This is a genomic window from Enterovibrio sp. FF113 (assembly GCF_041439165.1).
GTDB classification, from domain to species: Bacteria; Pseudomonadota; Gammaproteobacteria; order Enterobacterales; family Vibrionaceae; genus Enterovibrio; species Enterovibrio norvegicus_A.
The window spans coordinates 77,352-102,117 of record NZ_JBGONO010000022.1 but is presented as its reverse complement, the minus strand read 5'-3'; the positions used below and the strand labels follow the sequence as shown (position 1 = coordinate 102,117).

Sequence of the window (24,766 nt, the reverse complement as noted above, 5' to 3'; positions counted from 1 at the left end):
CGCTGGAGGGCGATGTCTCTGACTTTAAGGTCAATGTCAAAACCCACGATGACAATGTCTTCGAGGGGGACGAGGGCCTAACCTTGGTCGTCACAGAAGGCCAATTCACCACCAACGGCACCGCGTCTGCGAACGCTGTTTTCTCTGACGATGGCGTCATTGATGGCAACCCTGGCGGTGATGATGACCGCCCCACGCTGACCGTGGATAACGCAGGGAAAGTGAGTGAAGGTGATAACGCATCATTCAACGTCACACTCAGCAACCCGGTTGACCGCGACGTCGAATACACCCTGACGATCAACCCGCGCTCGGCGGAGGCAGCAGATCTGACGCTTAACCCTGACGGCACCCTGACCGTGCTTGTCGAGGGTACGCCAGTGATCCTCACCCAACACAATGGTAAATTCACTGGCACCGTGTCGCTGCCTGGCGGCACCACCGACTTCTCAGTCTCCGTGCCGACGTTCGACGACAATGAGAACCCGGTCTATGAAGGCAATGAGCGCTTCACCCTCACCGTCAACGCCGACATTCTGGCCCCCACTGGCAATGACAACGTGGGCGCGGCCACCATCACCGACAATGGGAAAAATCAGGGCGACGATGACCGTCCACTGCTTAATGTCACTGGTGGCGGCGAAGTCAGCGAAGGCGATAAAGCGTACTTTGTGGTGTCTTTGACCAAAGAGACCGAAAACGGGCCTGTTGACGTGAAAGTCGATGGCGACGTCACGTATACCCTGAGCTTTGGCAACACCGATGGCTTTACCGCCGACGACATTTCTTCGCTGTCCGTCAATGGCGTCAAACTCAACAGCGACCAAATTAAAGCCTTCTTCAATGGCGGCTTCGAGGCCACGCTGGAGGGCGATGTCTCTGACTTTAAGGTCAATGTCAAAACCCACGATGACAATGTCTTCGAGGGGGACGAGGGCCTAACCTTGGTCGTCACAGAAGGCCAATTCACCACCAACGGCACCGCGTCTGCGAACGCTGTTTTCTCTGACGATGGCGTCATTGATGGCAACCCTGGCGGTGATGATGACCGCCCACTGCTTAATGTCACTGGCGGCGGCGAAGTCAGCGAAGGCCAGGACATCACCTTTACTGTGGATCTGTCCAACAAGGTCGCGGGCCAGCTCACCTACAACTTCGGCATTGACCAGGGCGACGTGGAGCGCGGTGACATCACCGGCATGACCATCAATGGCAAAGCGTTGACCGCTGACGACATCGACGCGGTCTTTGCCGGCACCTACACCGTCGCGATCAGCGGCGGCAACACCAACTTTGACGTGGTGTTCAACACCCGTGATGACAAGCGCTTTGAGGGCGACGAAAGCTTCACCCTGAACGTCTCGGCCAATACCGGTATCACCGTTGATGGTGATAACAGATCCCTGGTACTGACCGGTAACCAAGACGCGACCATCTCCGATGACGGCGTGATCGGCGGCAAGCCAGGCGGTGACGATGATCGCCCTACTATATCAATCAGCGGCAAAACAGAAGTCAATGAAGGCGATTTTGCTTGTTATAACATTGCGATCGATGGAAAAACGGACAAGATCGCCAAATTTACGCTGGAGCTGGAGTTCGGACAAACAGACATCAATGACTTTAACAATACTCGCGATTTCAAAGTTGTCTTTTTGAATGACCGCAATATATTCGAAGAAATATCCCCGGATGCCGACGGAAACTACTCCGTCCCACCAGGCGTGACTCAGTTGCTAGCGTATGTCACAACGAGTGCCGACGAGCCAAACGCAGTCTTCGAAGACGATGAAACCTATTCATTGAAAGTAATCCCTCTAGATGGGATCAGCGGCATTACCGCCAACAAGTCTGACACCCAGGAAACCACCATTAAAGACGATGGTACCTATTCAGACGACGATCGTCCGACTCTGCAAGTTAATAGCTTGAACGACGCTGATGAAGGTAATCCTGCTAACTTTACCGTGTTCTTGGGCAATGCGGTGAAAGGAAAAGTGCTCTACACCCTGAACCTGTCTAGCCAAGATGGGTTTGATGCTGATGACATTACGTCGATTACAATTGGTGGCAGAACCATCACAGACGCCGACGTAATCAAAGCATTCTTTGACCCAGAAAAAGGCTATCCGCTTGAGCTTTCCGGTGACCGTCTCGATTTCACAGTCATTATCAACACCAAAGATGATGCCAAGTTCGAAGGCGATGAGAATGTTACCTTGAGTGTGAAAGCGGATATCGTGCTGGCTGAGGAAGGCAATCAACTGTCTGACAGTGCAAAAATCATCGACAACGACAACCCGCCAGTTGCTAAAGATGACTATAAAGACACAGGTTCTATTTTCTTCGAATCATTTGAAAGCCAACCAAGCAGCAATAACGTTGTTCTAGATAACGGCAAATGGGTGGTCGTCGATGGGTACAACGGCTGGGATATCACCAACGGTTTAGAAATCCAAACGGGTAATGTTGGTGGCAGCACGGCATCCGATGGAAACAGTCACGCTGAACTAGATAGCCATGGTTCTGTTGACACGTCAGTCACCATTAGTCGCACTTTGGATGCGGGTGATGGCGTTATTGAAGGTCAACTTTACACCTTGTCATTTGACTTCAAGCCACGTCCGAACCACGAAGATGACAGCGATATGCTCTTCAAATTCGGCGAGTTCACTTACAAAATCAACGTAGACAGCAACAAAAACGTAACGGTTATGCCTGAAGACTCAGAGGTCACCATTGAAGGTCCTGATAATAATGGCTGGTACACCGTTTCAACAGAATACACAGCGAATAGTAGCGCAGAAATCGAGCTTTCTTTTGCGAACAATGCCGACACCACCAGCACGAAAAACTTTGGTGCGTATATCGACAACATTGAAGTAGATGGCCCTCAGCCATATTGGGTGAATAACGATAGCGGTAACGAAATCATCATTCCGCTTGAGCACATTTTAGGAAACGATAGTGACCTAGATGGCGATTTGTTGTCTGTTTGGCTAGAGAGTGGATTAGAGACTCTTAATCTAGTTCCAGAAAATGCGGGGACTATTTCTCTCGTTACCGAGAACGGAGAAGTGACCGGAATCAAGTTCACACCAGACAGTGAATTCAACGGCTCTGTCCAGATCGAATACAAAGCGACTGATGGCACAAACCTGTCCAACACCGCCAATATCCACATTTACGTCAATGAGGTGAATGCAAACGACGATGGCGATGGCATCCTGTTTTCCACTTCAAAAGCAGATGGATGGGAAAACCTAGATGGAAATGGCTTCTTCACTGTCAAAGCATTCAAAAAAGGCGAAGTTCTAAACGCAGATGGCTCATTAAATACTGCTGGAGAACTTATCACCGAGGACTCAGAGCACCTAGACAACCAATATGGTATGGGTGTCGCTGACAGTGCTCGTGGTGATGGTGCTGGAGACGTGCCGTATCAAGTGGAATACGATCATGAAACAGACCAATCCGAAGCATTGCGGATCGACTTAACAAATCCAATTAAGGCGTTAGAGTTTGGCGTTGCACGTCTGTTTGCCGAAGAAAATGGCACTGAAGTTGGTCAATACACGCTTTACGATGCAGATGGCAATTTCATCAAAGTGCAGGAATTTTCGCTTGATTCAGGGAATAGCGGAAAATTCACGATCATTTCAGACGTAGCGTTTGCTTACGTCGTGTTTGAAGCTCTACCTCGAACGAAAGATGGAGACAATCAAACAAGTGGTGACGCTTCAGATTTTGTCATTACTGAAATTACCATTTTGTCAGACAAGTTCATTGTTGAAGAGGGGTCAACTCCTGACAATTCAGACACTGACACAATAAGCGGTTCGTTGTTCGACAACGACAGCGATCCTGAAGGGCATGCTTTCTCCATCACTAAGGTGGATGGGAATGAGCTCATCTTTACCGATGGTATAGCGACTGTTGATTTCGATGAAGGTACGTTGACTATCTGGCAGAACGGTAAGTTCACTTTCGAGGCTGCAGATCAGGGCGATGACCTTAAAGCAGGCGAAAAGCAGGACTTTGACTTCACATACACCATTCAAGACGAAAAAGGCGACACTGATACTGCAACGGTTCATATCGATATTATTGGTAAAGACATCACACCAATTCCAGAACCTGAAACAATGGTGTCAGGCTTTGGTGGTGATGACTCAATCAACGCAAACATCGAGGCCATATTAAAAACAGGTGGATTGAATCGCGATGATGAAGCATATACGAAAGAGCTTTTTGAAGACGCAGGCTACGTCGTCGACTCGCACGACGAGAGACTTCTGAATCATGACTCAGGCAAGTACGGTAACTTTGAACTAGAGCTTGAAAATCCTTACGACCCTTCTACTGGAGCCTATCTATTTGGCGACTTAGGGAATGATAATATTATCGGTGGCGCGGGAGATGACATCATTCGAGGTGGCGCTAACGGTCACGGAACTTCCGGAACAAGTGCAAACGGTGGACAAGGGGACACTCTTGAAGGCGGAGCGGGGGCTGATACCTTCCTCTGGATGAAAGAAGACTTGGTTAATCTCGGCGCCGTAGATGGATATGACCATATCACTGACTTCATTGGTGATTTTAATGTCAATGAAGATAAATTGGATTTGTCCGATCTCGTTTCTGTCTCAAATGGTCAATTAGATAACCTGACTGTGGGTTACGATGACAAAGGGCAACTGAAAATATCTATTCATGTCAATGACTTAGAGAATGATACAGATGGAAATGTCACCCAACATATTGTGCTGGAAAAAGTTAGCCAAGGTCAGGAAGGAAACGAAGGGCTAGATCCTTCCGCTGTTGGTGGTGTGGTGCTCAATACCATCATCAATGGCAAGGAGGCAACGTTGACTATCACCGATGAGGATGGCGCAGGAACAACGCATAACCCCATTGTTGAAATTAAGCTCGAAGAACATTCCTAATTAAAACCCTCAAGGCATCGGACAATCAGCCGATGCCCTTTTTGTATTTGTACATTTTTGATTTTTTATAGAGAGAACTAGGTGGCAGAAGCAGCTATCGCTGAACGTAAACCGTCGCAGTGGCGCATTTCAGCGTCTACGCAGGCGGTTGACGACCCGTTGTTAGATTGCTTGGTCTTATTGACTGAGCACTATGGTTCACCGTGCTCTGGCGACGCCTTAACGGCAGGATTACCCATGACTGATGCGTTGCTGACGGCGGATTTATTTCCTCAGGCTGCGGCGCGCGCAGGGTTAACCGCCAAGCTCTCGCGGCGCCAACTAAAAGCGCTACCGAAACTTTTGTTACCTTGCATACTTCTTTTGACCGACAAAAAAGCCTGCATTCTGCGTGAAATTGACGAGAAAGAAGGCACAGCGCTGATACAAACCTCAGAGAACGGCGGTGAGGAAGAAATGTCTCTGGCTGAACTTGAGTCCATGTATGTCGGCTATGCATTTTTGGTCAAACGTCAGTATCGCGGTGACAACAGTGTCGACCTGCATTTGCACGACACCAAAATCCATTGGTTCTGGCAAACCGTCAAAGACGCCTCCCCTATCTATCGCGATGCGTTAATCGCGTCGGTATTAGTGAACTTGTTCGCCTTGGTCTCGCCGCTGTTTGTCATGAATGTGTATGACAAAGTGGTACCTAACCTGGCGTTTGAATCTTTGTGGGTACTGGCATCGGGAGCACTGATCGCGTTTTTCTTTGATTTTCTCATGAAGAAAATGCGCTCTTACTTGATAGATATTGCAGGTAAGAAAGTCGACATCATCGTGTCATCTCGCTTGTTTGCGCGATTAATGGGGATCCCGTTAGAAAAACGCGCCAAAAGTGTCGGCGGTATGGCAAAACAACTCGGTGAGTTCGATGGTATTCGCGACATGTTAACGTCGGCGACTATCACTACCTTGGTGGATTTACCCTTTGCGGCCTTCTTCATTTTTGTGATTTACCTTGTCGCGGGCGATCTGGCGGTCGTGCCTGTTGTCGCGGGTATCGCCATTCTCGGTTACGCATTCATGGTGCAGCCGCGCCTGAAGGCCGCCATTGAAGAGTCCAATAAATACGCCAGCCAAAAGCACGGTCATTTGATTGAAAGCCTATCCGCCTTGGAAGGGATCAAAGCCAACGTGGCAGAAGGTATTGTGCAAAAAAGCTGGCAACAAATGACCGCACACACCGCTAACTGGAACATGAAAGTCAAACAAATCACCAACTCGGTGTCTTACTTTGCTTCTTTTATTGTGCAAGTTACCTCTGTTGCTGTGGTCGTGATGGGGGTTTACCGCGTCGCGGATGCTCAAATCAGTATGGGTGGCATTATTGCTGCGGTGATGCTATCTAGTCGCGCGGTGTCACCGATGGCACAGCTTGCAGGCCTGATGAGTCGCTGGAATCAGACCCAATCAGGTATGCGCCAGCTTAATGCCATGATGGATCAAGAAGACGAGTTCGTAGACAAAGGTCACCTGATCAGTCGTAAGCGCCTGAAAGGCGATATCTATGCCGACAACGTGGGCTTTAGCTACCCAGAAACGGAAAAGCCTGCACTACACCCCACCAGCATGACTATCAAGGCCGGTGAAAAAATCGCGATTCTGGGTAAAAACGGGACAGGTAAAAGTACCTTAATTCGTATGCTGGCAGGCCTTTATCAACCAAGCGCCGGCAGCCTGCGTTTTGATGGCGTTGACGCCAAACAAATCCACCCTGCCGATCTGCGCCGCAATGTCGGTTATCTGGCACAAGATGTGACACTTTTCCACGGTACGATTCGTGAAAATATCATGTTCGGCACCCGCCAAGTGACAGAGCACCAGTTAATCCGTGCGACCCAGCTGTCGGGGGTCGGAATCTTCACCTTACAAGACAGCGAAGGGCTAGATAAACAAGTGGGTGAGCGCGGTGAAACACTTTCCCGTGGCCAACGTCAGTCTGTCGCATTAGCACGTGCGCTGCTTAACGACCCGCCGCTACTGATCATGGACGAACCAACAGCCAGCCTTGATGCTCATGCGGAAAACCAGTTTATCCATTCCATGAAGTTCGCCGCAAAAGATCGCACCTTAGTGATGATCACCCACAAAATGGCGCTACTCAACTTGGTAGATCGCGTCATTGTGATGGACAAAGGCCGCATTGTGATGGATGGGCCACGAGACAAAGTTCTTGAGCGTTTAAACAGCAATAACGCAGGAGGACAACATGACTAATCCATTGAAGCGCGATGACATCGAAATGACTGACGATGTCTATGGTGCCATGCTGACCGACGCGCCACTTCGCTACCGCATGGTAATTTGGGGGGTATTCATATTCTTCGCAGTGATGTTGGTTTGGTCTAACTTTGCCTCGTTAGATCGCATGACACGCGGCGAAGGTAAAGTGATCCCCTCTTCACAAGTGCAGCTGATCCAAAGTCTTGATGGCGGTATTTTGCAAGCAATGTATGTGCAAGAAGGCCAACTGGTTCAACAAGGTCAACCGCTTGCGCGTATTGATGACACGCGTTTTCGTTCCGACCTCGCTCAGCAAGAAGAGGAGGAGTTCAGCCTTCGTGCCAATATTTTGCGTATGCAAACCGAGCTAAAAAGCATCCAGTTAACCCCGACGGCCCCAAACTGGCGCGAGCAAATCCAGATAACCATGTTGCCATTGGAATTTCCCACACAACTTGAAAGCGCCGAGCCGGCACTGATTGCGCGTCAGCGTCAGGAATATGCAGGCCGATTGGTCGACTTGAAAAACAAAGTCGAAATTCTTGCTCGCCAGATCCAGCAAAAACAGCAAGAACGTCAAGAGGTTGATTCAAAGCTACGCACCCTATCTAACAGCTATGGCCTGATCAATCGAGAGCTAAAAATCACCATTCCACTGGCCAAAAAAGGCATTGTTTCTGAAATTGACTTGCTCAAGCTTGAGCGCCAAGTCAACGATCTCAAAGGTGAACTGGAATCGCTTCGCTTAATGCAGCCAAAGATCAAATCCACTGTCGACGAAGCGATTTTAAAACGCCGTGAAGCGGTGCATTCGTTCAACAATGAAACCCGCTCAAAAATGAGTGAGTTGGAATCGCGCTTGTCTCGCTTAACGCAGGCACAAGTTGGCTCTCAAGACAAAGTGAACAAAGCGGTGATCACGGCCCCTGTCACTGGCACCATCAAAACCATTCATATCAATACATTAGGTGGCGTTGTTCAGCCTGGCATTGATTTGATTGAGATCGTACCCGCTGAAGACAAATTGCTGATAGAGGCTAAAATCGCGCCCAAAGATATCGCCTTCTTGCATTCAGGATTGCCATCGGTCGTGAAAGTCACTGCTTATGATTTCACACGCTACGGCGGTCTAAACGGCACCTTAGAACATATCAGTGCTGATACCACCCAAGATGAAGAAGGAAACAGCTTCTACTTGGTGAGAGTCCGCACCGATAGATCCAGCTTAGAAAAAAAGGATGGCAGTGAATTGCCCATTATTCCGGGAATGCTGACGTCAGTGGACATCATTACCGGAAAACGGACGGTTCTAGAATATTTGCTTAATCCCATTTTAAGGGCAAAAGAATCTGCGCTAAGAGAGCGCTAATAATAAGAATCAAGGAGAGAGACATGACAAACAGTGTTAGCCAGTCGCTGAAAAAAAGCGTGGCAGCATTGGCAGTGGCTGCGGTATTGCTACCTACGTCAGTTGCCGCTCAATCACTCGAACAGGCAGTGGCAACCGCATTAGATACTCACCCGCAAATCCGCCAAGCATTCAACCGTTTTAAGGCGCGTGAAGAGCAAGTGAACCAAGCCTCTGCTGGCTACTACCCAACGATTGATTTCGATGCAGGTATTGGCCGCGAGTGGACAGAAAGCCCGTCAACCCGTCGAGACGGACTCAACGATAACTATGACGATAACAAAGAACTGACGCGCCGAGAAATTGGTGTCTCCCTTCGCCAAATGCTGTTTGATGGTTTCCAAACCTCCAGCGAAGTTGAGCGCACGGAATATGAAACCAGCGCTGAACAATGGATGTTGTTCGCCTCTGCGGAAAATGTGGCATTGGAAGTCTCTCGTGCCTATCTAGAATACCTGCGCGCAGGTCAAATTGTGGTTCTTGCCGAGCGAAATCTAGAAAGTCACCAGACTATTTTTGATGCAGTAAAACAAAAAACTGATTCAGGCTTAGGCTCAACGGCAGATTTGTCTCAAGTCACAGGTCGTCTTGCCCGTGCGCATTCGAACCTAATTTCATCGAAAAACAACCTTTCTGACGCCACCATCACCTACAAAAAACTGGTAAATGTTGCACCAGCAGACCTACGCATTCCAGCACCTGATGCCGTTTTGCTGCCAATTAGCTTAGATCAAGCCATTGATATGTCGACAGCCGATCACCCTACCCTTAAATCAGCTGGCAATGATATCAATGCAGCAACAGCACAACGTGAATCTGCCAAAGGCAATTACTACCCTCAGGTCACCTTTGATCTGTCTGCGGGTTGGGATGACAACTTAGACGGTTCCGATGGCCTAAGTCCTTTTGGTGCTGACGTAGGCGGTAACAGCGACGAAGTGCTCGCCATGGTGCGCGTCAGCTACAACCTGTTCTCCGGCGGCGCAGACAGTTCAAGAGAGCGCGAAGCGGCTTACAGCATTAATGAATCAAAAGCGGTTCAACAAGAAGCTTATCGTGACGTTGTTGAAGGTACGACCTTGGCTTGGAACGCGCGTGATTTTCTGAGCCAACAAATGACCTACCTTCGTCAACATGTTGAATCAGCTATCGAAACTCGCAATGCCTATGAAGATCAGTTCAAATTGGGTCAACGTACATTGATTGATGTATTGGACTCAGAAAATGAACTTTTCCAAGCACGCCGTGAGTATTTAACGGCTGAATATGATGATCTTATCGCTCAGTACCGCTTGCTTAACGCCACTGGGCAACTGCTGCAATCATTACGCATCACTACCCCAGAAGTCTGGTTGGGCGACGATAGCTACAAAGGAGGCGTTCAATAATGAACAAACTCGTTCTCTTACTTCCTATTCTGCTTTTGGGTGGCTGTGCTAATCAAGAGATTGCCACCATGCAAGATGTCTCACCACAAGCCAATGACCTGCGTGATCTTGACTACGATGGCGTGATCAAAGCCCGTGAACTTTGTGGCGAAACGTTAAGTGGTGCGGCAGTCAACAACGACGGCTGTGCAAAAGACAAAACCGTTAAGCAAAGCTTTCGCCTAGACGTGAAATTCCCCAATGATTCCGCAAAACTCATACCGAGCAACTACGCAAAGCTCGAACAGCTCGCGGCATTTTTGGAAGAGCAAGATGGCGCAGTCGCGACGATTGAAGGCCACGCAAGTAAGGTGGGCAACCCCGCTTACAACTTGTCCCTGTCTCAACGTCGCGCTGACGCAGTCGCAACGGCACTGATTGAGGATTTCGACATCCCTGCTTCACGTGTTGAAGCGGTCGGTTATGGCGATACTGTGCCGTTAATTGATGAGGACTCCGAACTCGCCCACGAAACTAACCGCCGCGTGATGGCGTCGCTTTCAGGTGAATTCAGCGTCACAGACATGAGATGGACCATTTTTACGTCTGAATAATTTTATGTCGTATGACCTTATGCCTGCATAACTTACATATGCATAAGAGAGTGGGCCAGCGCATGAGCGTACTGGCCTATTCTATTCTGCGCTACCTCGAGCTTTACTATGATAACGAAACGCCTTTCTCTGCTTATGGTCTACGTGTCAGCAGCGTTGTTACTCGCGATGTTTATAACCGGACAGTTGTTCATGAATACGCATGAACAACAAGCCAAGTTAGCGCAGCGCGCCGATAACGCGACACATCAACTCATGCAAACGCTACCGAAGTTCATCGCTTACTACGATACGGATTCGATCAAGCTTATCGTTAATGCCATGCTGTCCCCTGAACTGACATCTATAACGTTGACCGATCAAATTACGTCGGAAGCGGCCACATGGTCTTATGACAAGATGTCTGCTGATGACATGCCTTCTGAGCGGATATTGACTGACAAAATGCCGACTTTTTCATATTGGTTTTCGTCACTCACGCAAGTTGCCCCCGTCGAGCGAGTTATTGAGCTAAAAAATGACGATGCCGTCGTCGCTTCACTGGCGTTAACGTTGTCGGCGGCTAAAGCGAACCAAAATGTCGCTACACGCATCTCCTCGCTGTTAGCGAGTGCTAGCCTGCTAACACTTGGTTTGTTATGCGTGTTCACACTGATCAGCGAAAAACACCGTCGCGCGCTACGAAAAGCGACATCAACAATCCGTCAGTTGGCGGTTCAAGATTTCTCCTCTCAGGAATCTTCATCGCAACGATCTGGCTTGGTACTCCTCGATAGCGCCATTGATAGCTTGGCTCAGCAAGTACAACGCCTGATTCAATCACTCAATAACGAGCTCAAAACACTGCACAACAGCATGATGTACGATGCGGTCTCGGGTCTTCCGAATCGTCAATACTTCTCACACCAGCTCAACAGTTGGATGGGGGAAGGTCATGACGCTCAAAGTGCTGTGTTCATCGCTAACATGGCATGGATGGATACGATATATCGTCGCTATGGTTACGCAGCGCGCGATGAAACATGGCGCTTGTTGTCGAACTCACTGCAGTCCGCCCTTGGTAATCAAACCAATATTTGTATTGCACGAATTAGCGAAACCGAAGTGGCACTACTGTTGCCAGAATACAGCGAAGAGCAAAGCCGACATTGCCTTCATACGTTGATTAGCACACTAAACAATGAAGTGACCATGGCAGGCTTTGATGCCAATGAAGGCTTCCATATTGGTGTGGTTCATGGTCATGCAGTGCCTAGCTCTCAGCTGATGTCTTTAGCCGACAACGCTATGCAGCGCGCGATTCAAATCAACGATGTGTTTGTGTTCAACCGTGGATCCGAAGAGCAAGTGATTGACCGAGAAACCTGGCGATCATTGCTTACTGATACCCTTCGCGAGAAAGCGATTCGCCTGCAATGGCAACCAGTGAATAGGTTGGATAGCGCCAATAGCAAACCCTTTCATTACGAAGTGTTTACGCAGGCATTGATTGAACATCAGTGGCAATCAGCAGGTCGGATCATGCCTTATATCCAGCTGTTTTCGAAAGGTATTGAGTTTGACAAAATCGTCATTGAGTCCTTAGTTGGCATGCACAAGTTACAGTCACTTGAAACGCCTATTGCGCTTAACCTCACCGACGAAAGCCTCTCCAGTGAGGCGTTTACCAATTGGTTGGTACAGACACTCAATACCGCGCTTCCTCGCGAAAAGATATTCTTTGAAATCAGTGAAGCAAGCGCGCGCAACAACTTGAAAGCCTGTATTTCATTTAGTGACAAAGTTCGCGATGCGGGGGCGTTTGTGGGCGTCGATCACTTTGGCCGCTTCCTACAGGAAGTAGAGTACTTGGCGAAGCTTAAACCTAGCTATGTCAAACTGGATCAAGCATTTAGCCAAGAACAAAACAACCAAAATCGCCTATTTACTGAAACGCTAGCCAATATCGCCGACTCGTTGAATATCACCGTGATTGCGACAGGGGTGAAAGATGAAGAAAATAAAACACGGCTAAACAGAGAATTTATCGATGCATACCAAGGCTTTATTCATCCTCCAGTGATGATTATCTTAAAAGAGCAAGCCGTCTAAATAGTATAAAAAAACCGCTAAGTGCGGTTTTTTTATTCAAAATCATTATTCGAACCAGTAACTCATGATCAGCGCATCTTCCTTACCCGCTTTTGTCGGGTAATAACCGTAACGACGATCAAATTCGTTAAACTCTAACGCTTCATAGAGCTTAATGGCAGCTTGGTTGCTCTCCCTCACTTCAAGCCATGCTTCCTGCGCATCCATTTTACGCATACAGGCAAGAAAGCCGCTCAGTAGTTCCTTTCCAAACCCTTTGCCTTGATACATCGGCGCGATGGCAATGTTAAGCAGCGACGCTTCCCCCGCCACACATTGCGCGAAAAAATACCCAACCACATCATCATTCATCACCAACACGCGATTGCAGCCAAACTTTGTCGGTGGCTTGCGCAGTAGGCTTTCTGCCCATGGGTGACTATGGGCCGCGCGCTCAATGGAAACCACCGCATCGAGCCAGCGATCATCCATTGGAAGTAATTCAGTTTTCATAATTTTTTATTTGTTTCCACAGTGCTTTTTTCGCGTTTTGGTCGTCGTTCAACGCAGAGAGTGACGGTGAAGAGAGCGCTTTAACATTCGGCAAGGCTTGCGCAGACACACCGGAAAACCAGCTCCATTCAAGCGAATGCTCGCCTAGCGCCGACAGTGCTCTCGGCGGCAAACGAAGCGCCTGCTCAGGGGTCAATTTCATGCTCGCGAGAATTTTCCCAAACAGCCAAGCTTCATGGTCATTCGGCGCACTCTCACTAACAAACAGCAGCTTGCAGGACGGAGGCAATGTAATGGCCGTTGTCATATTTTCAGGGAACACCACGGGATGCCTAATATCCCACACGGTAATCCCCATTTCTTTAAGACGCTGTAAATCGTTCATGGCACCACGAAAGTCAAAAACTCAACCGATAAATATGCACGCATCCTATCAAAGTTCGCGATACATCGACATCAAAGCGCGAAGTGATATCCCCAGGCAACTTCAAGATGCTCACTCAGCGAGCACTTACTCAGCATAAAAACAAAAGGAGCAGCCACTGGCCGCCCCTCTTGTTTTGAACCAAACATAGCGGAACAATCACATCACTGCGACGTTAAAGCTCATCAAACTCTGGGCAGTAATCCACAATGCCTTGCAGGTTTTCAAATGCATTATCAATGATCTCTGTTGCCATAAACGCCTCTTGCGGTACATCCCATTTGCAATGGAATCCGAAGGTGTTTGCGGCGGTAAAGCCAAACTGTTCGTAGTATGCAGGGTCGCCCAACACGACACAGGCTGGGTAGCTTAGCTCCCTCAGGATCTCCAAGCCTTCTTTGACTAATGAAACGGCAATACCCTGTTTACGATAATCAGGATGAACACAAAGTGGTGCCAAGCCTTGGACACCAGTGTCCATTCCACCGATTGTGACAGGGCTAAACATCACGTGGGCAACGATTTTGCCTTCGTCATTACACGCCACCATCGACAAGGTGTTGTGACCATTTTCACGCAATGACATCACCAACTTGGCTTCCGCTTTAGTTGGGAAGGCTTTTTTTAGCAATCTGTCGATCGGTAAAAGATCGGCAGGCGCTTCAGATCTTATGAGCATAGTGCGCCTCATTGAGGGGAGCGGGAGCTTGCAGGCCTTTTTGAACAAAGGCTGCTAACGAAAATAGTCCTTGGCGAAGCATGGTCGGTAATGAATCCAAATCCACACTGTCCATCAAGTTCTTCACTTCCAGCCCGAGCTCAGTATCACCTTCAATCAAAAGGCGACGCTGGAAAAACAAAGTATCAGGATCTTCCTTGCGGGCTGCAATCAATATTAAATCGTTCAGATTACCGCTAAATCTAACATCCGGCGCTTCAATGTCTTGTTGCACCACCAGCTTGTCATTATCAAAACTAATATAGCTTTTAAATCCAATATCGCGCACATGCACTTCCAACCAGCGATTCTCGAGAAACTCAAATTCGCCATCATCCAATGCTTCGCGGAACACGCGTTTTAAGGTTTCTAACATCAATGCCTTTTGCGCTGATGCTGGAACAAGTTTGATTGGCAGTCTAAATAAAGCTGGTGCTTGATGCACCAACGTTGAGTGAAGTTTGTCGAGCAAGGTAATGCTCCAATGCTAAGGGTGCTGAAGATGTGACCCATTGTATGCCATTGTGTCGAGCAATGATCATGCCTTACATCAAAAAATAGAGTGCACAAATGCCACGACTATATAAAACAGGGTTGAATTAAATATTAATGCTTTTTGTAAGGGCATTAGCCGTCCCTACAACCCTTTATTTGAAATACATCACGATGTGGCAATTTCAATACTCCCCCGAAAAGCGGTATGGGTTCAATAAGCCGATCCTTTAGAGATATAAGCTATATAAAGGTTTATCCGATCACATCACCGTTATATAGTGTTGTCTCACATTTGAAGTTGAAGTAGGAATTAGCTTCGCAAGCTAGGATGTATGGTGCCTAAATGCCAATCGAGCAGTTAACCTATTGGTTTTCACGTCTGACTCAAAACAGCCCTTTTCTTTTTGCCGTTCTGGACAAAAGCCATCGTTATCTCTGGGTTAGCCAGCGTTATTGCGAAATCAGTGGCCTCGATCACAATGAGTTAGTCGGAAAACAGGATAAAGACATTTTAGGCACAGCCTTCTACGATGCATTGTCGCCCCATTATAATCGCGCACTTAATGGCGAGAATACGGAAGGCGAGATAGTTCTCAATGATGGCATTCATGACTCAAGCTTTCACTTCAGTGTTTCCCCACTAACCAGCAGTGAGTGGCCAGAAGGCGCAGTGATTTTTCACGCTGCAGACACGTCTGAAAGGCAAGTACTGACCAGTGCATTAGAGTCGTCAGAAAGCCGGTTTACTAATCTGTGCCAACTGGTTGGTGAAGGGTGCTGCGTACTCGACGATGGCATAATCCTTAGTGCCAACAGCCATGCTGTTAACCTGTTAGGCTTCGATAACCTAAATGAAATTTTAGGTGAAGATATCGAAAACCTTCTGGCAAGTCCTATCAAAGGACAATCCCTCGTTGCCTCTTTAACGTCATTAGCATCTGGACAGCAACTGGTTTGCCAGGCGAGTAATGGTAACGCTGACAGCAAACCTCTGAATATCTCTTATGGCTCAGTGAGCTTACTCGGGGGCAGTGGCGCTCTCATTACGTTATCGCGAACCCTCGCAACAACCGACCATAAGCAGACTATCGAAAAGCTGGCTCAGTTCGATGCACTTACGGGCCTATATAATCGACACGGTTTCTCGCGCCGACTTGAACAGCTCATCAATGGCGAAACACCTCTGCTGATGCTGTATCTCGACATTGATAACTTTAAGAATATTAACGACTCTCTAGGACACCACATTGGCGATCGTGTGCTGCAGGAAATTGCTCAGCGTCTTCGTCGCCAATTACCCGCAGAAACCATATTGGGCCATCTTGGTGGTGATGAATTTGCGGTTTTATTGCCAGAGCAGACTGGTGAAGGTGTTGCCGGTGAATTGACTAATAAAATCGTGGAAGTGATCAGCCAACCTTTTGACCTCTACCATTTCAGCAAGTATCTCGCCTGCTCAATTGGCTCGGTAAAATATCCTGGCGATGGTAAAGACGCACGTAGCCTGCTGCAAAATGCTGACACCGCAATGTACGAAGCTAAAGAACAAGGCCGCAACCGTGTTGTGACCTATAACCAACACATGAACAAAGAAGCACGCATGCGTCTTTGGTTGGAAATTGAACTACAAAAAGCACTGCAAAACAATGGCCTAGAAGTTTGGTATCAACCTAAGGTGAATGCTCAAGATTACACCATCAACGGCGCGGAGGCACTGGTGCGGTGGAAGCACCCAGTTGAGGGCTACATCAGTCCTGCGCGTTTTATTCCGGTGGCAGAACGATCTGGCATGATTGAATTGCTCGGTCGCAATGTGATGCGCGAAGTGTTTCAAGCGGTGCGCCGCTGGCAAAGCCTAAAGGTGCTGCCCGGTCGTGTGGCCATAAACCTATCACCGCAGCAATTTAGTAACCCAAACCTCACTACGCACATGAAAAAACTGCAATCTGCCACGAAAGCTGATCCCTCACTCATCACCTTCGAGCTGACTGAAAGTGCCGTCATGAGCGACGGTGACCATGCGATCCAAATGCTAAATGCCATTAAGGATCTCGGGTTTGCACTCTCAATTGATGATTTCGGTACCGGTTATTCGTCGCTGTCTTATCTGGCCAAGTTTCCACTTGATGAATTGAAGATTGACCGCGCGTTTATCTCAGACATGGAAACCTTCCCAAAACAGGTCACATTGATAGAGAACATTATCAATCTTGGCCGTTCGTTAAACATGTCTGTGGTCGCCGAAGGGGTAGAAACGGGCAAACAGGCAAGCGTGCTCGCCAACCTAAAATGCGACACGATTCAAGGCTTTCATTTCTATAAACCGATGCCAAGAGCAGAATTTGAAGCGCTACTAATAAACAATCGTAAGGCGATTAAAGCCGCTTCCTGATGCCGATAGTTGGCGCACGAACTGCGCCAACTCTATTCGCCTCAAGCCCGTTCATTACAAACCGGTCACCCAAACTCACCTTCATCCGCCCCCCTGCCACCATATAGTCCACAGATCGAATCCGTTACATATATTGCCCTGAATCATCGATTTCCCATCGGTTTCATTCTTTGTTTACCCAAACCTGCCTTACATCAATACCTTTTGAGCCAACTCTGCCTAAAATCCGGACTTTATGTTCAAACTCATAGCCAGATGCTGACCACGGATGTGGGGAAATTTATGGAATTGCTTTGTCCGGCAGGTAACCTTCCTGCCCTGAAAACGGCCATCGATAATGGCGCCGATGCGGTATATATCGGCTTCAAGGATGGCACCAATGCACGCCACTTTGCAGGCCTGAACTTTGACGGGAAAAAGCTCGAAAAAGCGGTTTCCTATGTTCATGATCGAAATAAACATCTTCATGTCGCACTGAATACGTTTGCTCACCCAGATGGTTTCAAACGTTGGACTGACGCGGTTGATGCAGCGGTTGATTTGGGCGTAGATGCACTCATCATCGCCGATCTCGCCGTACTTGATTATGCAGCCACTAAGCACCCTGACATGGAAATTCACCTGTCGGTGCAAGCCTCCGCCACCAACAGTGCTGCCATTGATTTCTATCGTGATCACTTCAACGTTAAGCGCGTTGTATTGCCGCGAGTGCTATCTATGCATCAAGTGAAGCAGCTTTCTCGCACCACCGATGTTGATCTCGAAGTGTTTGCCTTTGGTAGTCTTTGCATCATGTCCGAAGGACGTTGCTACCTGTCTTCCTACCTGACAGGAGAGTCACCCAATACTGTAGGCGCTTGCTCACCCGCAAAATATGTTCGCTGGCAGGAAACGCCACAAGGATTGGAATCTCGTCTCAACGACATTTTGATCGACCGCTATAAAGCCGGTGAAAACGCAGGATATCCAACGCTATGTAAAGGACGCTTTGTCACCGACGGAGAGCCATTCCACGCTTTGGAAGAGCCAACCAGCCTGAATACACTTTCTATTTTGCCTGAATTGTTTGCCGCCAACATTGCCTCTGTGAAAATCGAAGGTCGCCAGCGTAGTCCTGCATATGTCGAACAAGTGACTCGCACGTGGCGACAAGCTATTGATAGCTATCTCAAAAAGCCAGATGACTATCATGTGCTTCCGCAGTGGGATCAGTGCTTGGACAGTGTCTCAGAGGGCGCTCAAACGACACTGGGTGCTTACCACCGTAAATGGCAGTAAGAGAGAAAACTATGAAATATTCACTTGGCCCACTTCTCTATTTCTGGCCAAAAAATGACGTTGAAAGCTTTTATCAAAAAGCCGTAAACAGCGACACAGATATCGTCTATCTTGGCGAAACTGTCTGCTCTAAACGCAGAGAAATGCGCACTGCCGATTGGATGGATTTAGGTCGAGAACTGGCACAACACGGCAAGCAAGTCGTGCTGTCGACCATGGCGCTACTTGAAGCGCCAAGCGAAGTCAAAGTGATGAAAAGTTACATCGACAATGGCGAGTTCATTATCGAAGCTAACGATGTCTCAGCGATTCAACTGGCACACGAGAAAAAGATCCCCTTTGTCGCAGGCCCTGCGCTGAACCTTTACAACGCACAAGCACTTCACGTGCTGCTGAAAAAAGGCATGATACGCTGGTGTATGCCGGTTGAGCTTTCTCGAGAATGGTTGCAAAAAGTCCTAGCTGAAGCTGAGATGCTGGGGATCCGCAACAGCTTTGAGGTTGAAGTGTTTTCCTATGGGCATTTACCCTTAGCCTATTCAGCCCGTTGTTTTAGTGCACGCGCCGAAAACAGACCAAAAGACAAATGCGAAACCTGCTGTGTTAACTACCCACAAGGTCTCGAAGTCAAAAGTCAGGAGGGCCAAGCCGTGTTTACGTTGAATGGTATTCAGACCCAATCAGGTTACTGTTATGACCTGAGTGCTGACATCGCATCCATGCAGGGGTTAGTCGACGTGGTACGCATCAGCCCTCAGCATTTAGACACCATTGATGTACTGGAAGGCTTCAAACGCAGTGATACTGGCTTTGCGCCTCGCACCCATCACTGCAATGGCTACTGGCACAGCATTGAAGGGATGGCGACACACGTTTAACCGCTCAAATGTGAAAAGAGCCACTGATAGCGGCTCTTTTTGCATGACTTCAACGCTTATCTCACCCACGCCATCAATATTATGAAGATGGCGACTGGCTCAACTGTTGTGCGATACGGCTTAGTTCCAACATCGAGTAACGATGCTCAACGAAGTCATAAACATTACCCGCCATAGCCAATTTATACAGTGCCACGGCTGAACCTAAATCACCCTGTGCCTGATAGCGTTTGGCAAGATAGAAATACCCTTCACACAATCGTTCGGCCAACTGTAAATTATCCATGCTGCTATTCATAACTTCATTAAAGAACGCTTGCTCACTAATATCGTTAAGATACAGCCTTGCTAACTGCCAGCCCCAGTCCTGTTTATCAGAGGCTTGGTAACGATCCCTGAGAGCTTGCGTGGCCTGCTCACTGCCCTCTTTCTCTCGCTCTGCCAGATACAACCACAAGGCGCGGTAGGAATCGTTTTCATTATCACTATAGTGTTTGAGCAAATCGCGTACAGCTAAATCGTAGCGACCACCGTAGTAAAGCGCTATTCCACGGTTACGCTCTGCATACTGATGTGTCTCGTTTAATTCTAAGGTCGAATCGAACGCTTCGTACGCTGCGTCATACAGACCACTCTGGGTGAAATACACACCAAGGATATTAAACACATCTGGTTGTGCAGGGTTATATGACAATGAACGGTTGAAATCTAAACGCGCGAGATCACGCAGCCCTAGGCTGTCATTAATTAATCCGCGCTCGTAGTAGATCTGCGCTCTGTCTTGCTCCGCGATATCATCACGAAGCAGAATTTGGTCAATTCGCGCTAGCTGGACTTCCTGTTGCGTGGTTGACTGCAATGGCACTGCCATTGGCAGGTAATGCCAAGGTTGCGTGTTTTTCACTGAGGTAGACGTAGCACAGCCAGAAAGCAGTAGCAACGACCCAACAATGGTCAACGGCAGCCATCTCATATTTCGCATTAGCGCATCTCTCCTGAAAAACAGAAAAACAAAAAGGGGGCAATAGCCCCCCTTTTTATACCGCGTTTATCGCAATAGTGTAACTTATTCCGCGTCAGCTTCTGGCTGAGCGTCAGTTTCAGCGGCAGCAGGCGCTTGCTCTACTGCTTCTTTCATGCTCAGGCGGATACGACCCTGACGGTCGATTTCCAGAACCTTAACTTGAACTTCCTGACCTTGCTCAACGAAATCAGACACTTTCTCAATGCGCTTGTCAGCAACTTGAGAGATGTGAACCAGACCTTCTTTGGTGCCGATAACAGACACAAAGCAACCGAAGTCTACGATGCGAGTAACTTTACCGGTGTAGATACGGCCCACTTCAACTTCAGCAGTCAGCGCTTCAATGCGTGCAATTGCCGCTTTCGCTTTATCGCCATCTGTTGCTGCGATCTTCACTGTACCGTCATCTTCGATTTCGATGGTGGTTTCAGTTTCTTCAGTCAGCGCACGAATAACTGCACCGCCTTTACCGATCACATCTTTGATCTTCTCTGGGTTGATCTTGATGGTGTGGATACGTGGTGCGAATTCAGAGATATCGTCACGAGCCGCAGAGATTGCTTGATCCATGACGCTAAGGATGTGCAGACGCGCGCCCTTCGCTTGGTTCAGTGCAATTTCCATGATCTCTTTAGTGATACCTTCGATTTTGATGTCCATCTGCAGCGCAGTGACACCGTCATCCGTACCCGCTACTTTGAAGTCCATGTCACCCAGGTGATCTTCGTCACCCAGAATGTCAGACAGTACAACAAAGTCGTTGTCTTCTTTCACAAGACCCATTGCGATACCCGCAACAGATTTCTTGATCGGAACACCAGCATCCATAAGAGCCAGAGACGTACCACATACAGACGCCATTGAAGACGAGCCGTTAGATTCAGTGATTTCAGAAACCACACGAATGGTGTACGGGAATTCGTCTTGTGAAGGCATTACTGCTGCAATACCGCGCTTCGCCAGTTTACCGTGGCCGATTTCACGACGCTTAGGTGAACCAACAAAGCCAGTTTCACCCACACAGTACGGAGGGAAGTTGTAATGCAGCAGGAAGTGATCAACACGCTCGCCAGTGATCGAGTCGATGATTTGAGCATCACGCTTCGTACCAAGGGTTGCAGTAACCAGAGCCTGAGTTTCACCACGGGTGAACAAAGAAGAACCGTGGGTACGTGGCAGAACACCAGTACGTACGTCTAGCGCACGAACCATGTCTTTTTCACGGCCATCGATACGTGGGTTACCCGCGATGATGCGACCACGTACAACGTTTTTCTCAAGGCTGCTCAGCATACCTTGGATTTCACGGACGTTCAGATCGTCATTCTCTTCGCTCATTTGAGCGATAACGCCTTGCTTGATTTCACCAACTTGCGCATAACGCGCCATTTTTTCGGTGATCTGGTACGCTTCTACGAAACGCGCTTCAGCCAGTTCAGCAACACGTGCTTTCAGGTCAGCGTCAACCGCTGGAGCAGCCCAATCCCAAGAAGGGGTAGCGACTTCAGCAGCGAATTCTTTGATTGCTTGAATAGCAACTTGTTGTTGGTCATGACCAAAAACAACGGCTTGCAGCATTTGCTCTTCGCTTAGACGGTCAGCTTCTGATTCAACCATCAGAACTGCGCCTTCAGTACCTGCAATAACCAGATCCAAACGGCTAGTTTCAAGCTCAGCGTTGCTTGGGTTCAATACCAACTGATCGTTGATGAAGCCAACACGTGCTGCACCAATAGGACCGTTGAATGGCAGACCTGAAATAGCCAGAGCTGCAGAGGTCGCAAGCAATGCAACGATATCAGGGCTTACATCTGGGTTTACAGAAACCACAGTTGCGATAACTTGAACTTCGTTTTTAAAACCGTCTGGGAACAGTGGACGGATTGGACGGTCGATCAGACGTGATGTCAGTGTTTCGCCTTCAGAAGGACGACCTTCACGCTTGAAGAAACCACCAGGGATTTTACCTGCAGCGTAAGTACGCTCTTGGTAGTTAACCGTCAACGGGAAGAAGTCTTGACCTTCTACTGCTGATTTCTTACCAACAACACTTACGAATACAGAAGTGTCGTCCATGCTTGCCATTACAGCAGCGGTTGCTTGGCGAGCCATAACGCCAGTTTCCAGAGTAACGGTATGGTTACCGTACTGGAATGTTTTTACGATTGGATTCACGTGAAATTCCTTGTTTTATTTGCACTTACTTAGTGCGAGTCACTTTATTTTCAAAGGCTTCACCAATCGCGACTAATGACAAAACTCAATATTTCCTTGCTGTAGGAAAACGGCAATAGAGTGTTCTCAATAGTCGCGACCTGATGGTCGACTTCGTAGACTGCGAAGCCAATGAAAGCGCCAATATTATATACCCAAACTGTCGCAAGTTGCATGTTTCGGCAAGAATTACTGGGGTTATGCTCAAGGGTTAACGCAACTCGATTCATTTGATCGAGTCAAAAAGCGGTCACGATAGGCACAAGCCCAAAAAATTCTCGAACGAATAATAGTTGAGGGATGAAAAAAGGCGGGAACAAAAACGAGAAAAGGAGTCACGAGGACTCCTTTTCGGCTTGCGGTGCTTAAAAGCCAAAGGCTTATTAGCGACGCAGACCTAGACGCTTGATTACTTCTAGGTAACGGTCAGCGTTTTTACGCTTCAGGTAATCCAGAAGCTTACGGCGACGTGAAACCATGCGCAGCAGACCGCGGCGGCTGTGGTGATCACCTTTGTGCTCAGCGAAGTGGCCTTGCAGGTGATTGATAGAAGCAGTAAGAAGCGCTACTTGAACTTCTGGAGAACCAGTGTCGTTAGTGCCTTGAGCGTAATCAGCAACGATTGCTGCTTTAGTTTCTGCATTCAGAGACATAGTCTATTCCTAAATGTAAAAGGTTAAATTTGTGTCAGCCAATCTCTGATTCAGCCAGACACCCGAGCGGCGGATTCTACAGCGCTTCCCTTAATAAGGCAATCGATATAGCGCCCACCAAATATTTTTTCATCGCTTGCGCGCTTACTCTGGGCGAGCGTTCACCAAACGGCGAGGTGCAACCATGCCATCAGCGTCAATCTCACCAACACCGATAAAGGTGCGCTCTTCGCCAACCGTCATACGTACTTGGCCTTCAGTAGGCGCGTTTGACGCTTGTACTGCCTGACCTTGTAATGCATAACTTGCTACAGCAGGAAGCAAATTAACTTCTTCTAAATCTTGTACCGCTGAATCCAGAGGCAACAAAAGAGAATCAAGCAACTCGCGTGGCTGAACTTCTTGCTCGCGCGCTTGCTCAAGCAGTGCTTCCAGCTGTTCCAACGTTACCATCTTCTCGATAGGGTAACGTGACACACCAATGCGGCGAAGGGCAATGACATGTGCACCACAGCCTAACATTTCGCCAAGATCATCAACGATGGTACGGATATACGTGCCCTTAGAGCAATGCACTTCCATCTCCACTTCATCGCCTTCAAAGCGTAATAGGGAGATTTCGTACACATTGATCTTACGTGCTACGCGAGGCACTTCGATACCCGCACGCGCATATTCGTAAAGGGGTTTACCTTCGTATTTCAACGCAGAGAACATAGAAGGCACTTGCATCGTTTCACCACGGAAACCCGCAATAAAGCCTTCAAGCTGTTCTAGATTGACGTTGACATCACGAGTTTCAACCACTTCACCGTCTGAATCAGACGTGTTGGTACGCTCACCCAATTTCGCGACAACAACATAACGCTTGTCAGAGTCGAGCAAAAACTGGGAGAACTTGGTTGCTTCACCAAAACAGATTGGCAGCATACCTGTCGCCAATGGGTCTAGTGCGCCGGTATGACCCGCTTTTTCTGCAAAGAAAATGCGTTTCACTTCCTGCAAAGCACCATTGGAGGTAATACCGCTTGGTTTATCCAGCAGAACGATCCCGTCAACAGGACGTCCGCGACGACGTGGACGACGACCCATTACTCTTCTTCCCCATCAACATCTGCGCGGCGCGCTTCGTCTGATTTAACAGCACTGGTGACAAGGTTCGAGATACGCATACCTTCAGTGAGTGACTGGTCAAACACGAAGATAACTTCAGGTGTGATACGCAGACGAATGGCTTTACCTAACAAAGTACGAACATACCAGGCTTGCTCGTTCAGTGCTTCCAAACCAGCTTCTGCCGTTTGATCGCCTGTCGTCAAAAAGGTCACATGAATTTTTGCATACGCAAGGTCACGTGAAACATCAACGCCTGACACGGTTACCATGCTAATGCGTGGGTCTTTAATTTCGCGTTGCAGGATAAGCGCGACTTCTTTTTGCACTTGTTGCGATACGCGTTGGGTACGGCTAAATTCTTTGGCCATAACTCTCTTCTCTGATAAAG

Annotated in this window: 18 protein-coding genes; 9 read left to right on the top strand and 9 right to left on the bottom strand. The window is 48.2% G+C overall.

The window, feature by feature from the left end:
• The 6 genes from ACED36_RS17265 to ACED36_RS17240 form a co-directional block, all read left to right on the top strand.
• On the top strand, positions 1 to 4,946 hold a 4,946-nt coding region (locus ACED36_RS17265), incomplete at its 5' end, for an Ig-like domain-containing protein (RefSeq protein ID WP_371733574.1).
• Between the two features lie 81 nt (positions 4,947 to 5,027).
• The gene (locus ACED36_RS17260) at positions 5,028 to 7,208 is read left to right on the top strand and encodes a type I secretion system permease/ATPase (RefSeq protein ID WP_371733573.1); all 2,181 of its coding nucleotides are present in this window, start codon (positions 5,028 to 5,030) and stop codon (positions 7,206 to 7,208) included.
• Positions 7,201 to 8,583 carry an HlyD family type I secretion periplasmic adaptor subunit gene (locus tag ACED36_RS17255; protein ID WP_016961633.1) on the top strand — a complete coding sequence of 461 codons (1,383 nt, stop codon included), beginning with the start codon at positions 7,201 to 7,203 and terminating at the stop codon, positions 8,581 to 8,583. Before ACED36_RS17260 ends, ACED36_RS17255 begins: the two co-directional genes overlap by 8 nt.
• Before the next feature lie 23 nt (positions 8,584 to 8,606).
• A complete protein-coding gene (locus tag ACED36_RS17250; protein ID WP_016961635.1) occupies positions 8,607 to 10,010 on the top strand; it encodes a TolC family outer membrane protein in 1,404 nt (467 codons plus the stop codon).
• Positions 10,010 to 10,603, top strand: coding sequence for an OmpA family protein (locus ACED36_RS17245; RefSeq protein ID WP_371733572.1), 594 nt, complete (start codon positions 10,010 to 10,012; stop codon positions 10,601 to 10,603). Before ACED36_RS17250 ends, ACED36_RS17245 begins: the two co-directional genes overlap by 1 nt.
• Before the next feature lie 108 nt (positions 10,604 to 10,711).
• A complete protein-coding gene (locus ACED36_RS17240) occupies positions 10,712 to 12,694 on the top strand; it encodes an EAL domain-containing protein (RefSeq protein WP_371733571.1) in 1,983 nt (660 codons plus the stop codon).
• Positions 12,695 to 12,739: 45 nt separating this feature from the next.
• Here ACED36_RS17240 and rimI read toward each other — a convergent pair whose 3' ends face one another.
• From rimI to ACED36_RS17220, 4 genes are all read right to left on the bottom strand, one after another.
• Positions 12,740 to 13,186: a ribosomal protein S18-alanine N-acetyltransferase gene (rimI, locus tag ACED36_RS17235; RefSeq protein ID WP_016961641.1), complete on the bottom strand. Its 447-nt coding sequence runs from the start codon at positions 13,184 to 13,186 to the stop codon at positions 12,740 to 12,742.
• A complete protein-coding gene (locus ACED36_RS17230; RefSeq protein WP_016961643.1) occupies positions 13,176 to 13,571 on the bottom strand; it encodes a DNA polymerase III subunit psi in 396 nt (131 codons plus the stop codon). The genes rimI and ACED36_RS17230 overlap by 11 nt, the downstream gene beginning before the upstream one ends.
• Positions 13,572 to 13,785: 214 nt before the next feature.
• Positions 13,786 to 14,289: a GNAT family N-acetyltransferase gene (locus tag ACED36_RS17225; protein WP_016961645.1), complete on the bottom strand. Its 504-nt coding sequence runs from the start codon at positions 14,287 to 14,289 to the stop codon at positions 13,786 to 13,788.
• Positions 14,273 to 14,800: an SCP2 domain-containing protein gene (locus tag ACED36_RS17220; protein WP_016961647.1), complete on the bottom strand. Its 528-nt coding sequence runs from the start codon at positions 14,798 to 14,800 to the stop codon at positions 14,273 to 14,275. Before ACED36_RS17220 ends, ACED36_RS17225 begins: the two co-directional genes overlap by 17 nt.
• A gap of 366 nt (positions 14,801 to 15,166) precedes the next feature.
• Here ACED36_RS17220 and ACED36_RS17215 point away from each other — a divergent pair, with 366 nt between their 5' ends.
• The 3 genes from ACED36_RS17215 (at position 15,167) to ACED36_RS17205 (ending at position 19,371) form a co-directional block, all read left to right on the top strand.
• Positions 15,167 to 17,215 carry an EAL domain-containing protein gene (locus ACED36_RS17215; RefSeq protein ID WP_371733570.1) on the top strand — a complete coding sequence of 683 codons (2,049 nt, stop codon included), beginning with the start codon at positions 15,167 to 15,169 and terminating at the stop codon, positions 17,213 to 17,215.
• A gap of 282 nt (positions 17,216 to 17,497) precedes the next feature.
• A complete protein-coding gene (locus ACED36_RS17210; RefSeq protein ID WP_016961651.1) occupies positions 17,498 to 18,493 on the top strand; it encodes a peptidase U32 family protein in 996 nt (331 codons plus the stop codon).
• An 11-nt stretch (positions 18,494 to 18,504) separates the two neighbouring features.
• Positions 18,505 to 19,371 (top strand): U32 family peptidase, encoded by an 867-nt coding sequence (locus ACED36_RS17205; protein WP_016961653.1) that lies wholly within the window; start codon positions 18,505 to 18,507, stop codon positions 19,369 to 19,371.
• Positions 19,372 to 19,450: 79 nt separating this feature from the next.
• Here the strand turns inward: ACED36_RS17205 and nlpI are convergent, their stop codons facing one another.
• The 5 genes from nlpI to rbfA form a co-directional block, all read right to left on the bottom strand.
• On the bottom strand, positions 19,451 to 20,353 hold the full coding sequence (nlpI, locus tag ACED36_RS17200; protein ID WP_016961655.1) for a lipoprotein NlpI: 903 nt from the start codon (positions 20,351 to 20,353) through the stop codon (positions 19,451 to 19,453).
• Positions 20,354 to 20,437: 84 nt separating this feature from the next.
• Positions 20,438 to 22,570 (bottom strand): polyribonucleotide nucleotidyltransferase, encoded by a 2,133-nt coding sequence (gene pnp / locus ACED36_RS17195; protein WP_016961656.1) that lies wholly within the window; start codon positions 22,568 to 22,570, stop codon positions 20,438 to 20,440.
• 422 nt (positions 22,571 to 22,992) lie between these two features.
• Positions 22,993 to 23,262, bottom strand: coding sequence for a 30S ribosomal protein S15 (gene rpsO, locus ACED36_RS17190; RefSeq protein ID WP_016961657.1), 270 nt, complete (start codon positions 23,260 to 23,262; stop codon positions 22,993 to 22,995).
• A 144-nt stretch (positions 23,263 to 23,406) separates the two neighbouring features.
• Positions 23,407 to 24,354 (bottom strand): tRNA pseudouridine(55) synthase TruB, encoded by a 948-nt coding sequence (gene truB, locus ACED36_RS17185; protein ID WP_016961658.1) that lies wholly within the window; start codon positions 24,352 to 24,354, stop codon positions 23,407 to 23,409.
• Positions 24,354 to 24,746 (bottom strand): 30S ribosome-binding factor RbfA, encoded by a 393-nt coding sequence (gene rbfA, locus ACED36_RS17180; RefSeq protein WP_016961659.1) that lies wholly within the window; start codon positions 24,744 to 24,746, stop codon positions 24,354 to 24,356. Before rbfA ends, truB begins: the two co-directional genes overlap by 1 nt.
• Positions 24,747 to 24,766: the final 20 nt, after the last annotated feature.